The organism is Pseudomonas sp. JL3 (assembly GCF_031570575.1).
Taxonomy (GTDB): domain Bacteria; phylum Pseudomonadota; class Gammaproteobacteria; order Pseudomonadales; family Pseudomonadaceae; genus Aquipseudomonas; species Aquipseudomonas cucumis.
Genome location: NZ_JAKWJK010000005.1, coordinates 148,924 through 162,855 on the forward strand (window position 1 = coordinate 148,924; position 13,932 = coordinate 162,855).

Here is a 13,932-nt window from a genome sequence, read left to right on the forward strand (position 1 = left end):
GCGAGGGAGCTTGCTCCCTCGCCACAGGTGTGGTGTTCACTCTCCTGCAATAAAACTCACCCGTACCTTCAGCCCCGCCTGCTCGCCATCGTGCAGGCTGATCTGCGCCAGGTGGGCGCGGCAGATCTCGCCGACGATGGCCAACCCCAACCCCGATCCAGCTACCTGTTCGTTACGCCGATAAAAACGCTCGAACACCCGATCCCGCTCTTCAAGAGGAATTCCCGGGCCATCGTCCTCGACCTCCAGCACCGCCGGCGCCATGACCCGCAGGATCACATTGCCCCCCGGTGGCGTGTGGGCCAGCGCGTTGTCCACCAGATTGCTCAACAGTTCGTTCAATAGCGTTGGCTCACCACGCAGCCACACCGGTTCGTCGGCTTCCAGCGCCAGCGCCACGCCACGTGCATGGGCCAGCGGCGCCATGGCCATGCCCAGTTCACGGGCCAACTGACTGAGGTCGAGCAACTGCGCACCGCCCTCGGCGATTGCCCGGGCACCATTCTCGACCCGTGCCAGCGAGAGCAATTGATTGGCCAGGTGGGTCAGGCGATCTGTGCCTTGGGCGGCGGTTTCCAGTGTGCTGCGCCAGGTTTCGGGGTCGTTCGACCGCATACCCAGTTCGAGCCGTGCCTTGAGCGCCGCCAACGGAGTACGTAATTCATGGGCGGCATCGGCGATGAACTGCGCCTGACGCTCGAACTGCCCGCGCAAACGCTCGGTAAAGTGATTGAGCGCACGCACCAGCGGCCCCAACTCGTGCTGCACTTCCACCAACGGCAAGGGCCGCAAGTCATCGGGCTGACGCTCTTCCACCGCCGTGCGCAAGCGCTCCAGCGGACGCAGCGCCGCACTGACCGCAAACCACACCATCAGCAATGCACCGATCGCCAACATGCCCAGACGCAACAACGTGTCGGCCATCAGGCTGCGAGCCATGCGTACCCGCGCCTCATCGGTTTCCGCCACGCGGATTTCCGCCATGCCGTTCATGTTTGGCTCGCTGACCGCTTTGAGCAGGCTGACCACTCGCACGTTCTGCCCTTGATAAGTGGCGTTATAGAAACGCGCCAGCGCCGGGTAGTCATCGGTGCGCGGCGTTCCCGGCGGCGGTGGCGGCAGGTTTTCGTAGCCCGAGATCAGCTTCTGATTGATGTCATTGACCAGGTAAAAAATCCGCCCGGCGCTGTCGTAGGCGAATGTATCGAGGGCGACGTAAGGCACGTTGGCGCTGAGACTGCCATCGCGCTGGGACAGGCCCGCGGCGATGGTCCGCGCCGAGGCCAGCAAGGTCCGGTCATACGCGGTGTCAGCGGCTTCGCGGCCGTTCCAGTACGCGCTCAATCCACTGGCGAGCATCAACACCACCAACAGCAGCGCGAGGTTCCACAGCAGCCGCCAGCGCAGGCTGCTGGCCTTATGCATCGCGGCTTTCCAGCAGGTAGCCAAGGCCGCGGAAGGTCACGATGGCTACCGGCTGGCCGTCGAGTTTCTTGCGCAAGCGGTGGACGTAGATTTCGATGGCATCGGGACTGGCCTCCTCGTCCAGACCGAACACCTGGGCGGCCAGTTGCTCCTTGCTCATCACCCGACCGGGACGGGCGATCAGGGCTTCAAGCACCGCCTGCTCGCGGGAGGTCAGGGTCAGCAATTCTTCGCCAAGGGTGAAGCGCCGGGTGTCCAGGTCATAGGCCAGCACGCCACAACGCTGCTGACGTTCACCGCCGAGCACACTGCGGCGCAGCAAGGCTTTGACCCGGGCCTCGAGCTCTGTCAGCTCGAAGGGTTTGGCCAGGTAATCGTCAGCCCCAAGGTTCAGGCCATGGACCCGATCCTTGACGTCGCTGCGGGCGGTCAACATCAGCACTGGCAGGTTTTTGCCCCGGGCCCGCAGGCGGGCCAGTACTTCGAAGCCATCCATGCGCGGCAGGCCGACATCAAGGATCGCCACGGCGTATTCCTCGCTGCTCAAGGCCAGGTCGGCCGCCACACCGTCGTGCAACACATCCACGGTCAGCCCGGTGCTCTTGAGCGCCTGAGCGACACTTTCGGCAAGCTGCAGATGGTCTTCAACGAGCAGAACACGCATGGATCTTTACCTCATTCAGGGATGGTCGACGCGATTCTTTGGCGCGGAGTTTACAGCCGCATCCGTCGCTGTGAAGCCCGAAAACCGTGAAAGTCAGCTGAAAGGTTAGCGAAAGGTTGGCCGGTTAGAGTCCAGCCACGGACAGTTTCGACTGCCGTTGCCAGTGCCCATAGCAGTACGAGAAACGCCTCGAAGCGTTTTCGTCAATAAGAACAATAAACGGAGTACGTCACCATGCTGTCCATGCAGCTTCAGGCTCACCCGCCTGCTCGTTTTTCCCGCCTCAGCCACACCGCCCTTGCCAGTGCCGCCGCCCTCGCCGGCTTTTCGCCGTTGAGCCAGGCTGCCTTCTTCGAAGACAGTACGGCAACCTTCGAAACCCGCAACATGTATTTCAACCGCGACTTTCGCGACGGTACCAGCGCCCAGCAATCCAAGCGGGACGAATGGGCCCAGGGGTTCATGCTCAATCTGCAATCGGGTTACACCGACGGCACCGTGGGGTTCGGTGTCGATGCACTGGGCATGCTCGGGGTAAAACTCGATTCAAGTCCGGACCGCACCGGCACCGGCCTGTTGCCGACCCATGACGACGGTCGCGCGGCGGACGAGTATTCCAAGCTCGGCCTGACCGGCAAAGTGAAAATCTCCGCCACGGAACTGAAGATGGGCAGCCTGATTCCGGAATTGCCGATCCTCAAAGCCAACGACGGGCGCATTCTGCCGCAGACCTTTGAAGGCGGTTTGCTGACCTCCAAAGAGATCAAGAACCTGACCTTCACCGGCGGCCGTCTGGAGAAAGCCAAGGACCGCGACAGTACCGACTTCGAGGACATCGCCCTCAACAACAAGAACAGCCGCTTCGCCGGCACCGTGGCCGGCAAGCATTTTGACTTTGGCGGCGTGGACTACAAGTTCGCCGACAAGATCACCGGCAGCTACCACTTCGCCCAACTCGATGAAGTCTACAACCAGCACTTCCTCGGCGTTGTCGCGTCGCAACCGTTCGGCCCCGGCACGTTCGGCACCGATCTGCGATTGGCCATCAGTGACGACGAAGGCGCAGCACGGGGCGGCAAGATCGACAACAAATCCCTGAACGGGCTGGTGAGCTATGCCTTGAGCGGGCATAAATTCAGCGCCGGTTATCAGCACATGTCGGGGGACAGTGCCTTCCCCTACGTCGATGGCAGCGATCCGTACCTGGTCAACTTCGTGCAGATCAATGACTTTGCCGGTGCCGAAGAACGTTCCTGGCAGGCACGTTACGACTATGACTTCGCCAAACTCGGCATTCCGGGCCTGAGCTTCATGAGCCGTTACCTGAGCGGTGACAACATCAAGCTCAAGAACGGCGACGAAGGCAAAGAGTGGGAACGCAACACCGAGATCAAATACGTCGTACAAAGCGGCGCCCTGAAAGATGTCGCCGTACGCCTGCGCAATGCCACCTACCGCTCCAACTACTCCGCTCGCGATGCCGATGAAGTGCGTCTGCTGGTGAGCTATAGCGTTGCCCTTTGGTAAACATCACGTTCAATAACAACAATGAATGCCCGTGGAGACTCAAATGAACTTATCACTGCGTAAAGTTGCTCTAGCCGCCAGCTGTGTACTGTTTGCCGGCCAACTGATGGCCGAACCCAAGCGCCCGGAATGTATCGCCCCGGCCTCTCCAGGCGGCGGTTTCGACCTGACCTGTAAACTGGCGCAAAGCGCGCTGGTGAACGAAAAACTGTTGACCAAACCGATGCGCGTGACCTACATGCCCGGCGGTGTCGGCGCGGTGGCGTACAACGCGGTGGTCGCTCAACGCCCGGCCGATGCCGGGACGCTGGTGGCGTGGTCCAGCGGTTCGCTGCTGAACCTGGCGCAAGGCAAGTTCGGTCGTTTCGATGAAAGTGCAGTGCGTTGGTTGGCCGCCGTTGGCACCAGCTATGGCGCCATCGCGGTAAAAAGCGATTCGCCTTACAAGACCCTGGACGATCTGGTCAAAGCCCTGAAGAAAGATCCAAGCTCCGTGGTGATCGGTTCCGGCGGCACCGTCGGCAGCCAGGACTGGATGCAGACCGCATTGATCGCCAAGGCAGCCGGGATCAATCCCCGTGACCTGCGTTACGTCGCTCTCGAAGGCGGCGGTGAAATTGCCACCGCCCTGCTCGGTGGCCACATCCAGGTCGGCAGCACCGACATCTCCGACTCCATGCCACACATTCAGAGTGGCGACATGCGTCTGCTGGCGGTGTTCTCCGAGAAGCGTCTGGACGAGCCGGAAATGAAAGACATTCCGACGGCTAAAGAGCAAGGCTACGACATCGTCTGGCCGGTGGTGCGCGGTTTCTACCTCGGGCCAAAAGTCAGCGACGAAGACTACGCCTGGTGGAAAGACGCCTTCGACAAACTGCTGGCTTCCGAGGATTTCGCCAAGCTGCGCGATCAGCGTGAACTGTTCCCGTTCGCCATGACCGGCCCGGAGCTGGACACCTACGTGAAGAAGCAGGTCGCGGACTACAAAGTGCTGGCCAAAGAGTTCGGCCTGATCCAGTGATCGCCTCTGTCTAGCGGCTACGGCCCCGGTTCTCGGGGTCGTGGCCCAGGAGTTCCTCATGCTCATACAACGCATTTTCGCTTCGGTGCTGTTGCTGGCCTGTGTCGGCTTGGCGCTGATGGCGTGGCCGTATCAGGCGGCTTTTTCCTACGAACCGGTCGGGCCTCGGGCCTTCCCTCTGCTGATGCTCGGCCTGATGGGCCTGGCATTGCTGTACATGGTGTTTCGGCCGACGCCGATCGTGCACAGTGACGATGACCCGAAACTGGACCGCGAAACCCTGACCAAAATCGGCATTTGCGTGCTGCTGTTGCTGGTGTTCGCCGGGACCTTCGAACCCCTTGGTTTCATCGTCGCCAGCATTCTGATCGGTGTCCCGATGGCACGCCTGTATGGCGGCCGCTGGCTGCCCAGCGCGGTGATCATCAGCCTGATGGCGATCGGTCTTTATCTGCTGTTCGACAAGTTGATGGACGTGCCACTGCCGCTGGGCGTGCTCGACGTTCTGGAGAACTGATATGGATACTCTTGGCTATTTGGGTCAGGGCTTCGGCGTTGCGCTGAGCCCGTACAACCTGGTGACCGCGCTGTGCGGCACCCTGATCGGCACCGTCGTCGGGCTGTTGCCGGGTCTGGGCCCGATCAACGGCGTGGCGTTGCTGATTCCGATCGCATTCGCCCTCGGCCTGCCACCGGAGTCGGCGCTGATCCTGCTGGCGGCGGTGTACCTGGGTTGCGAATACGGCGGCCGGATCAGCTCGATCCTGCTGAACATTCCAGGCGAAGCCTCCACCGTAATGACCACCCTCGACGGTTACCCGATGGCCCGCAAAGGCCTGGCCGGTGTAGCGCTGTCGCTGTCGGCGTGGAGTTCGTTCATCGGTGCATTCATCGCGACGTGCGGCATGGTGCTGTTCGCCCCGCTGCTGGCGAAATGGGCGATTGCCTTCGGACCGGCGGAGTATTTCGTACTGATGGTGTTTGCGATTGTCTGTCTCGGCGGCATGGCCGGTGATCGACCGCTCAAGACCTTCATTGCGGCGCTGATCGGTCTGTTTCTGTCGAGCGTCGGGATCGACGCCAACAGCGGCGTATACCGTTTCACCGGGGATAACATTCACCTGACCGACGGCATTCAGTTCGTTGTGCTGGTATTGGGCCTGTTCTCCATCAGCGAAATCCTCCTGCTGCTGGAAAAAACCCACCGCGGCCAGGAAGCGGTGAAGGCCACCGGGCGCATGATGTTCAACGTCAAGGAAGCCTCGGCGGTGTTCCTGGTAAACATCCGTTGCGGCTTGCTGGGCTTCATCATGGGCGTGTTGCCGGGTGCCGGCGCGACATTGGCCAGCGCTGTGGCCTATATGACCGAGAAACGTATTGCCGGCGCCAAGGGCACGTTCGGACAAGGCGACATGCGTGGCCTCGCGGCTCCGGAAACCGCCATCGGTGGCGCCGCCTGCGGTGCACTGGTGCCGATGCTGACCCTCGGCGTTCCGGGTTCGGGTACCACGGCGGTGATGATCGGCGCGCTGTCGCTGTACAACATCACGCCGGGCCCGCTGCTGTTCCAACAGCAACCGGACATCGTCTGGGGCCTGATCGCGTCGTTGTTCGTCGCCAACGTGATGCTGGTGATTCTCAACATTCCGATGATCCGCATCTTTACCCGCATCCTCGCCGTGCCTAACTGGGCGCTGGTGCCGGTGATCGCGATCATCACCGGGATCGGCGTCTACGCGGTGCATGCCACCACGTTCGACCTGTTCCTGATGATCGGCATCGGAATCTTCGGTTACATCCTGCGCAAGCTGGATTTCCCATTGTCGCCGGTACTGCTGGGTTTCATCCTTGGCGGTCTGATGGAGCAAAACCTGCGTCGCGCGCTGTCGATCTCCAATGGAGCACTGGAAATTCTCTGGTCGAGCCCGATCACGTTCGGTTGCTGGGTGCTCACTGCAATCATGTTGCTGATGCCGCTGCTGCGCATCTGGCGCAAACGTTCAGTCGCCCGGCGCGCTATCGCCGATGTCTGATAGGCCCCCCTTCAAAAGCTGGTGGGGAACACCGCTGGTCGGTCTGCTGGGCGGTTACCTCGCCAGCCAGATCGGCTGGCCACTGCCGTGGATGGTCGGCTCGTTGCTGGCGATCATCCTCGTGCGCTGCCTGACCCCCTGGCAATTGGCGGAAATCCCTGGCGGCCGCAAGTGCGGCCAGTGGGTTGTCGGCATCGGTATCGGCCTGCACTTCACCCCATTGGTGATGGAGCAGGTGCTGAGCCACTTCGGTTTGATCTTTTTCGGTGCATTAGTCACCAGCCTGTCCGCCGTGGTGGGGGTCTGGTTGATGCGGCGCACCGGGGAAGATCGCGCCACCGCATTCTTTTCCAGCATGCCCGGCGGCTCCGGGGAGATGGTCAACCTCGGCGCCCGCAACGGCGCGGTGCTCAGCCGTGTCGCGGCGGGGCAAAGTTTGCGGGTGTTGGTGGTGGTGCTGTGTGTGCCAGCGGCGTTCAAGTATCTTTTGGGCGACGGTGCGCCGGTCTTGCATCCAACAACCGTCGACTGGTGGTGGCTGGCCATTCTGTTCCCGGCGGGCGCCCTTGCCGCCTGGATCTGGGAACGGCTGCGACAACCCAACCCCTGGTTGTTCGGGCCGCTGCTGGTGAGTGCGACGGTGAGCATTGCTTGGGACCTGCACATCGGACTGCCCAACGGCGGCAGTCAGATTGGCCAGTGGCTGATTGGCAGCGGGTTGGGGTGTCACTTCAATCGGCAGTTCTTCCGGCGGGCACCATCGTTCATGGGCCGAACCCTGCTGGGCACGGTGTTGACCATGTTGATCGCCACCCTGGCGGCGCTGGGGTTGAGTGCGCTGACTCATCTGGATCTGCGTTCGCTGACGCTGGGCATGATGCCCGGCGGGATCGCCGAAATGAGTCTGACGGCGGAGACCCTGCAATTGTCGGTGCCGCTGGTGACGGCGATGCAGGTGATGCGGTTGTTGTTTGTATTGTTTCTGGCAGAACCGTTGTTTCGGTATTGGAACCGGGAGCCGGATTCTCCCTGATAGACCGAGTCGCCTGCTTCGCGGGCAAGCCTCGCTCCTACAGGATTTCGGCTAGTCGCGGGTTTGCGTCCGGCACAACATCTGGAGCGAGGCTTGCCCGCGAAGGCAATCTTCAGACCGACGGCAACCGCCACTCGATCGGCGTCTCGCCATTCTGCTCCAGAAACTTGTTCGCCCGACTGAAGTGCCCGCATCCGAGGAAGCCGCGATAGGCGGACAGCGGCGACGGATGGACCGAGGTCAGCACCAGGTGTTTGGTGGCGTCGATGAGTTTCTGCTTGCTCTGGGCATGCGCGCCCCATAGCAGGAACACCAGATGTGGCTGATGTTCGCTGACCACTTCGATAATCCGATCGGTAAAGTGCTGCCAGCCCTTGCCCGCATGGGCGTTGGCATTCGCGCGTTCCACGGTCATGGTGGTGTTGAGCATCAACACGCCCTGCTCTGCCCAACTCTGCAGGTAGCCATGGTTGGGAATGTCGATGTTCAGGTCGCGCTTCAACTCTTTATAGATGTTCACCAGCGATGGCGGTGCCGGCACGCCCGGTTGCACCGAGAAGCACAACCCATGGGCCTGTCCCGGGCCGTGGTAAGGGTCCTGACCGAGAATGACCACTTTGACCTTGTCCAGCGGCGTGGAATTGAGCGCGTTGAAAATCATCGGTCCGGGTGGATAAATCTCTTTGCCCGCCGCGCGCTCCTGTTGCAGGAATGTGCGCAACTCTGCCATGTAAGGCTGGTCGAATTCGGCACGTAGTGCCTCCTTCCAGCTCGGTTCGAGTTTGATACGGTCGTCAGCAGTCATGGTTACATCCGGCAAAAACAATGGGGCGAACCCTAGGAAAGCTGGCCATGCTTGTCAATTGATCTGACGCAGATCCGGCACTTTCCTATAGAGCGATCATACTGAACGCTCAATTTCCCGATCGAGGTCACGATGAATCTGCACTTCGAAGAACTCACCGGCACCGACGGCGCACGCATCGGCATCGCCAGCCTGGATGCCGAAAAGTCCCTCAACGCCCTCTCCTTGCCGATGATCAACGCCCTGCGCGATCAACTGGATGCCTGGGCCAAGGAGCCACAGATCGTTTGCGTGCTGCTGCGTGGCAATGGCGCCAAGGCTTTTTGCGCCGGCGGCGAAGTACGCAGCCTGGTGGAGGCGTGTCGCGCCCATCCCGGCGAAGTGCCGCCCTTGGCTGCACACTTCTTTGCGGCAGAATATCGCCTGGACTTCAGCCTGCACACCTACCCCAAACCGTTGATCTGCTGGGGTCATGGTTACGTGCTGGGTGGTGGCATGGGGCTGCTGCAAGGAGCGAGCATCCGGATTGTCACGCCGAGCAGCCGGTTGGCGATGCCGGAGATCGGCATCGGCTTGTACCCGGACGTCGGCGCCAGTTGGTTTCTGTCGCGGTTGCCCGGCAAGCTCGGATTGTTTCTCGGCCTGACCGGCGCCCAGATGAACGGTCGTGATGCGATCGATCTGGACCTCGCCGACCGCTTCCTGCGCGATGATCAACAGCATGAGCTGCTCGAAGGTTTGCTGCAATTGAACTGGCAGGAACAGACAGCCATGCAGCTCAACAGCCTGCTCAAGGCCTTGCAGCAGGAAGCGATCGCGCAGCTGCCCGAAGCGCAGTGGCTGCCTCGACGCGAGCAGATCGACGAACTGTTGGATGTCAGCGACGTTCGTTGCGCCTGGAAGGCCATCAGTGCGTTGCGCGATCATGCCGACCCGCTGCTCGGTCGTGCCGCCAAAACCATGACTGAAGGCTCGCCCCTGACCGCTCATCTGGTGTGGGAACAGATCGTTCGCGCCCGGCATCTATCGTTGGCTCAGGTCTTTCAGATGGAATACACCATGAGTCTCAATTGCTGCCGTCATCCGGAGTTCAGCGAAGGCGTGCGAGCGCGCTTGATCGACAAAGACCAGAAACCTCGCTGGCACTGGCCGGACATCAACACTGTGCCGGAGGCGGCGGTGGAGGCGCATTTCCATAAGGTCTGGGAAGGCCGGCATCCTTTGGCTGATCTCTCGGAATACTAAAAATCAGGCACAAAAAAGCGGCGCTTCATGCGCCGCTTTTTTATTGAGTGGTTTACCGGTGGTTGCCTCGGCCATCCCAATTGCCATCACGGTGATCGCCCCGACCGCCACGATTATCCGACCTGTTGTGGCCTCGATGGTCATCGCCTCGGCCGCCGCGGTGACGGCCATCCCAGCCGCCACGGTCACGACGGTCATGACGGTCCCATCCACGATTCTGATAGACCCGGTAGTCTGCTCGTGGCGCCGACTGGTAATAGCGCGGGGCCGGTTGATAGTAACGCGGTGCCGGTTGATAAACCCGCGGCTGGTGGTAGTAACGCGGCGTTGGTTGGTAATACCGTGCCGGCGGTGCGTAATACCTGCGCGGGGCCGAGTAGTAACGACCATCGGAGTAATAAGCCCCGCCACCGGAGTAATACGGCGCAGGGGACGTGTAAACCTCGGAACGGTAATAGCTGGATCCTCCATCGGAATAGGGCACGCACGCACCAAGAGACAATCCCGATAAAACAATCAGCAGAATTTGGCGGAGTTTTTTTTGACAGAGCATAGCGGCCTCCTGGACCGCGAGTGAGCCACACCAGCGACGCTGGCAGGCGACAGTCAATGGTTCGGCGACTGTCGAAATATCAGACAGTGAATTCGGAATCTGGTGCGTTCCTGCAACACGTTGAAACAAGTAGCCGATGAAAGGTTTTTCATCTACGCCAAAGAAAACGGCGCGTTCGTGAGCCGGACGCGCCGTTTTATTGATGAGCTGATTAACGGTGCCCGCGATGGTGTCCTCCGTGGTGATGACGGGGATGTCCACCGTAGTAAAAATAGCGATAGCCCCCGTAAAAACGCGGGCCGCCGTAGTAGTAAGGAGAGTAGTAATAGCCAGGGTAGTAATAAGGTGTCGAATAAACGTCGGCACCACCTACGTAGTAATAGCAGCCGGACAAGCCCAAACCAAAAAACACACAGAGCAGTATTCGGCGGAGCTGTTTTCGACAGAGCATGGCGGCCTCCTGGAAGACCCGCAACAGCAGTCGGCACAGGCCGGCTGACACCTGTTTTGACTTTCAAACCGGCATCGAGTGCCAGACGGCGTCGGCCTTCAGATCAGCGGCCACTGCGTCCATCTACGGTGCATAGACATGCGCCAACGCACCATGACAAGGCAGGGCATGCCGCTTGTTTATCCCTCCTCCTTTCCTCCATGCCCAAGCCAGAGGGCTCAAGCCGACTTGGCACGGCTCTCGCTTAACCAAAGACGTGCAGGAGTCATCACAGGTTCGCGGCACCACAATTTGCAATGGCTGACTAGGGTTCCGGCTCGCAATCGCGAGTGGCTGGTCCGAGAGTTGGCGACCTCCAGTTGAGGTTACACGGCGGGACAAAAGCCCGGGAGACAAGCCACCGTTCGCGGTGCCGCGTTGACTCCTGCCCGCCCTTGATCAACTGGAGAACCACCCATGCTCAAGCTTCGTTTACCCGCCCTCCTCGCCGCTACGTTCGCAGCCCTTGTGAGCGTCTCATCCCAGGCCGCACAAAAAGACCATTTCAGCGTCTGCTGGACTATTTATGCCGGCTGGATGCCCTGGGAATATGCCGGCAGCCAAGGCATCGTCGATAAATGGGCGAAAAAGTACGGCATCAAAATCGATGTGGTGCAGCTCAACGATTACGTCGAATCCATCAACCAATACACCGCCGGCCAGTTTGACGGCTGCACCATGACCAATATGGATGCGCTGACCATTCCGGCTGCCGGTGGCGTCGACAGCACCGCGCTGATCGTCAGCGACTTCTCCAATGGCAACGACGGCATCGTGCTCAAAGGCGAAGGCAAGAAAGTCGCCGACCTCAAGGGCATGGACGTCAATCTGGTGGAACTCTCGGTGTCCCACTACCTATTGGCTCGGGCACTCGGTTCGGTGGACCTCACCGAGAAAGACCTGAAAGTGGTCAACACCTCCGACGCCGACATCTCGGCCGCCTTCAACACCGACCAGGTCAACGCCGTCACCACCTGGAACCCGATGCTCTCGGACATCAAGGCCAAGCCCGGCGTGACCGAAGTCTTCAACTCCAGCCAGGTTCCCGGCGAAATCATGGACATGATGGTGGTCAACAGCGCCACCCTCAACGATAACCCGGCCTTGGGCAAAGCCCTGACCGGTGCCTGGTTCGAAGTGGTGGAGTTGATGAACGCCAAAAACGCCGCCAGCAAAGCCGCCCTCGAACACATGGCCAAAGCTTCGGGCACCGACCTGGCCGGTTTCCAGGCGCAACTCGACACCACCAAACTGTTCGCCACACCGAAAGAAGCGCTGGAATTCTCCACCAGCAAGCAACTGCCCGACACCATGCGCAAGGTTGCCGAGTTTTCCTTTCAGCATGGATTGCTCGGTGAAGGCGCCAAGGACACCAGCGCCATCGGCATGGCCTTCGCCAATGGCGTGACCAGCGGCGACAAGACCAACCTCAAGCTGCGCTTCGATCCGACCTACGTGCAGATGGCCGCTGACGCCAAGCTGTAAACCGGAGGACTGGCCATGCGCCTGATCAATCGCCACCCGGATCGCCCGAGTCGCCTGCTATTGGTGATCCTGCCGTTCGCCCTGGTGCTGTTCGCCTACTTCATGGGCTCGGCCGAGCGGCTGACGGACAACCCCAACGACAAGCTGCTGCCGAGCGCCGTGCAAATGACCGACGCCGTGAAACGGCTGGCCTTCACCGCCGACACGCGAACCGGTGAATACCTGCTCTGGCAAGACAGCGCCGCCAGCCTGCGAAGGCTGGCTATCGGCCTTGGCATCAGTGCATTGGCCGGGTTGTGCCTGGGCATCGCCGCCGGGACTCTGCCGCTGTTCGGCGCACCGTTGTCGCCGGTACTCACCGTGCTGTCGATGGTGCCGCCGCTGGCGATCCTGCCGATTCTGTTCATCGTGTTCGGGCTGGGGGAGTTGTCGAAAGTGATGCTGATCGTGATCGGTATCACCCCGTGCCTGGCCCGCGATCTGGAACAGCGCGCCCGGGAGATTCCTGTCGAGTTGCTGATCAAGGCGCAGACCCTCGGCGCGTCGACCTGGACCTTGATGTTGCGCGTGGTGTTGCCGCAACTGCTGCCGCGACTGTTGATCTCGCTGCGTTTGATGCTCGGCTCAGCGTGGTTGTTCCTGATCGCCGCCGAAGCCATCGCCTCCACCGACGGCCTCGGTTACCGGATTTTCCTGGTGCGCCGCTACCTGGCGATGGACGTGATTTTGCCGTACGTGGTCTGGATCACCCTGCTTGCCTGGCTGATGGATTGGGGCCTGAAACGCCTGACTCAGCGTGCTTTTCCCTGGCACCAAGGTGCCTCCAAATGAGTTATGAAGGGGCACGCGCATGAGCTTCATCACAGTAAAAAACGTCTGGCAGCAATACGCCGATCAGGTGGTGCTCGAAGGTCTGAACCTGAACGTCAACGAGGGCGAGTTCTGCACCTTGGTGGGTGCGTCAGGTTGCGGAAAATCGACTTTCCTGCGGCTACTGCTGGGCCAGGAACGGGCCAGTCGCGGCGAGATTCTGTTGGACGGCCAGACCCTGGCCAGCGAACCGGATGCCAGCCGTGGCGTGGTATTTCAGCGCTACTCGGTGTTCCCGCACCTGAGCGTGCTGGACAACGTTGCCCTCGGCCTCGAACTGCCGCGCTCGCCCCTGCTGGGACGGTTGTTCGGCAGCGCCAAACGCGAGGCGCGGGAACAGGCTTCGGTACTGCTGCACAAAGTCGGCCTCGGTCACTCGCTGGACAAGTACCCGGCGCAGCTCTCCGGCGGTATGCAACAACGGCTGGCGATCGCCCAAGCGTTGATCATGAAGCCGCGCGTTCTGCTGCTCGACGAACCCTTCGGCGCGCTCGATCCGGGCATCCGCAAAGACATGCACGGCTTGCTGCTGGAACTGTGGCGCGAGACGCAGCTGACGGTGTTCATGGTCACCCATGACCTCTCCGAAGGTTTCAGCCTCGGCACCCGCTTGCTGGTATTCGACAAGGTCCGCATCGACCCGCACGCCCCCGGTGCCTATGGCGCACGCATCACCTACGACATCCCTTTGAACAGCGACCGCCGCGCCAATCGCGCCGCCGTCGACGCCCTGCCGGCTCAGTTGGCAGGTTCGCTTCGCATCGCTTAGAGGAATCTACAC

The 13,932-nt window shown here is 60.9% G+C and carries 14 protein-coding genes and 1 riboswitch; of the genes, 9 read left to right on the forward strand and 5 right to left on the reverse strand.

Annotated elements, in window-relative coordinates:
- Positions 1–36: 36 nt before the first annotated feature.
- Together MMG91_RS11775 and MMG91_RS11780 are read right to left on the reverse strand one after the other, a co-directional pair.
- A complete protein-coding gene (locus MMG91_RS11775) occupies positions 37–1,425 on the reverse strand; it encodes a sensor histidine kinase (protein WP_305448556.1) in 1,389 nt (462 codons plus the stop codon).
- Positions 1,418–2,089, reverse strand: a complete 672-nt coding sequence (locus tag MMG91_RS11780; protein WP_007898613.1) for a response regulator — start codon at positions 2,087–2,089, stop codon at positions 1,418–1,420. The genes MMG91_RS11775 and MMG91_RS11780 overlap by 8 nt, the downstream gene beginning before the upstream one ends.
- Before the next feature lie 234 nt (positions 2,090–2,323).
- On the opposite strand from MMG91_RS11780, the gene MMG91_RS11785 reads away from it, so the two are divergent.
- The 5 genes from MMG91_RS11785 to MMG91_RS11805 are packed head-to-tail and all read left to right on the forward strand — an operon-like array spanning position 2,324 to position 7,703.
- Complete coding sequence (locus MMG91_RS11785; RefSeq protein WP_310659670.1) at positions 2,324–3,616, forward strand: OprD family porin; 1,293 nt, start codon at positions 2,324–2,326, stop codon at positions 3,614–3,616.
- Positions 3,617–3,659: 43 nt separating this feature from the next.
- The gene (locus tag MMG91_RS11790) at positions 3,660–4,637 is read left to right on the forward strand and encodes a tripartite tricarboxylate transporter substrate binding protein (protein ID WP_237884190.1); all 978 of its coding nucleotides are present in this window, start codon (positions 3,660–3,662) and stop codon (positions 4,635–4,637) included.
- Between the two features lie 58 nt (positions 4,638–4,695).
- On the forward strand, positions 4,696–5,154 hold the full coding sequence (locus MMG91_RS11795) for a tripartite tricarboxylate transporter TctB family protein (protein ID WP_305448553.1): 459 nt from the start codon (positions 4,696–4,698) through the stop codon (positions 5,152–5,154).
- Position 5,155: 1 nt separating this feature from the next.
- Positions 5,156–6,670, forward strand: coding sequence for a tripartite tricarboxylate transporter permease (locus tag MMG91_RS11800; protein WP_310659671.1), 1,515 nt, complete (start codon positions 5,156–5,158; stop codon positions 6,668–6,670).
- Positions 6,663–7,703, forward strand: a complete 1,041-nt coding sequence (locus tag MMG91_RS11805) for an AbrB family transcriptional regulator (protein ID WP_305505047.1) — start codon at positions 6,663–6,665, stop codon at positions 7,701–7,703. The genes MMG91_RS11800 and MMG91_RS11805 overlap by 8 nt, the downstream gene beginning before the upstream one ends.
- Before the next feature lie 112 nt (positions 7,704–7,815).
- Here MMG91_RS11805 and ung read toward each other — a convergent pair whose 3' ends face one another.
- The gene (gene ung, locus MMG91_RS11810) at positions 7,816–8,508 is read right to left on the reverse strand and encodes a uracil-DNA glycosylase (protein ID WP_095630982.1); all 693 of its coding nucleotides are present in this window, start codon (positions 8,506–8,508) and stop codon (positions 7,816–7,818) included.
- 132 nt (positions 8,509–8,640) lie between these two features.
- Between ung and MMG91_RS11815 the strand changes: the two genes are divergently transcribed.
- Positions 8,641–9,753: an enoyl-CoA hydratase/isomerase family protein gene (locus tag MMG91_RS11815; protein ID WP_310659672.1), complete on the forward strand. Its 1,113-nt coding sequence runs from the start codon at positions 8,641–8,643 to the stop codon at positions 9,751–9,753.
- A 52-nt stretch (positions 9,754–9,805) separates the two neighbouring features.
- Here MMG91_RS11815 and MMG91_RS11820 read toward each other — a convergent pair whose 3' ends face one another.
- Both MMG91_RS11820 and MMG91_RS11825 read right to left on the reverse strand, forming a co-directional pair.
- Positions 9,806–10,306 (reverse strand): hypothetical protein, encoded by a 501-nt coding sequence (locus MMG91_RS11820; RefSeq protein ID WP_310659673.1) that lies wholly within the window; start codon positions 10,304–10,306, stop codon positions 9,806–9,808.
- Positions 10,307–10,517: 211 nt separating this feature from the next.
- Positions 10,518–10,757: a hypothetical protein gene (locus MMG91_RS11825; RefSeq protein WP_305448548.1), complete on the reverse strand. Its 240-nt coding sequence runs from the start codon at positions 10,755–10,757 to the stop codon at positions 10,518–10,520.
- A gap of 293 nt (positions 10,758–11,050) precedes the next feature.
- Positions 11,051–11,151: riboswitch (guanidine-I (ykkC/yxkD leader) on the forward strand.
- A 62-nt stretch (positions 11,152–11,213) separates the two neighbouring features.
- On the opposite strand from MMG91_RS11825, the gene MMG91_RS11830 reads away from it, so the two are divergent.
- The 3 genes from MMG91_RS11830 to MMG91_RS11840 are packed head-to-tail and all read left to right on the forward strand — an operon-like array spanning position 11,214 to position 13,920.
- Positions 11,214–12,281, forward strand: coding sequence for a putative urea ABC transporter substrate-binding protein (locus tag MMG91_RS11830; protein ID WP_310659674.1), 1,068 nt, complete (start codon positions 11,214–11,216; stop codon positions 12,279–12,281).
- A 15-nt stretch (positions 12,282–12,296) separates the two neighbouring features.
- On the forward strand, positions 12,297–13,112 hold the full coding sequence (locus MMG91_RS11835) for an ABC transporter permease (protein WP_310659675.1): 816 nt from the start codon (positions 12,297–12,299) through the stop codon (positions 13,110–13,112).
- Between the two features lie 19 nt (positions 13,113–13,131).
- Entirely contained in the window at positions 13,132–13,920 is a 789-nt protein-coding gene (locus tag MMG91_RS11840; protein WP_305448545.1) for an ABC transporter ATP-binding protein, read from the forward strand.
- Positions 13,921–13,932 lie beyond the last annotated feature (12 nt).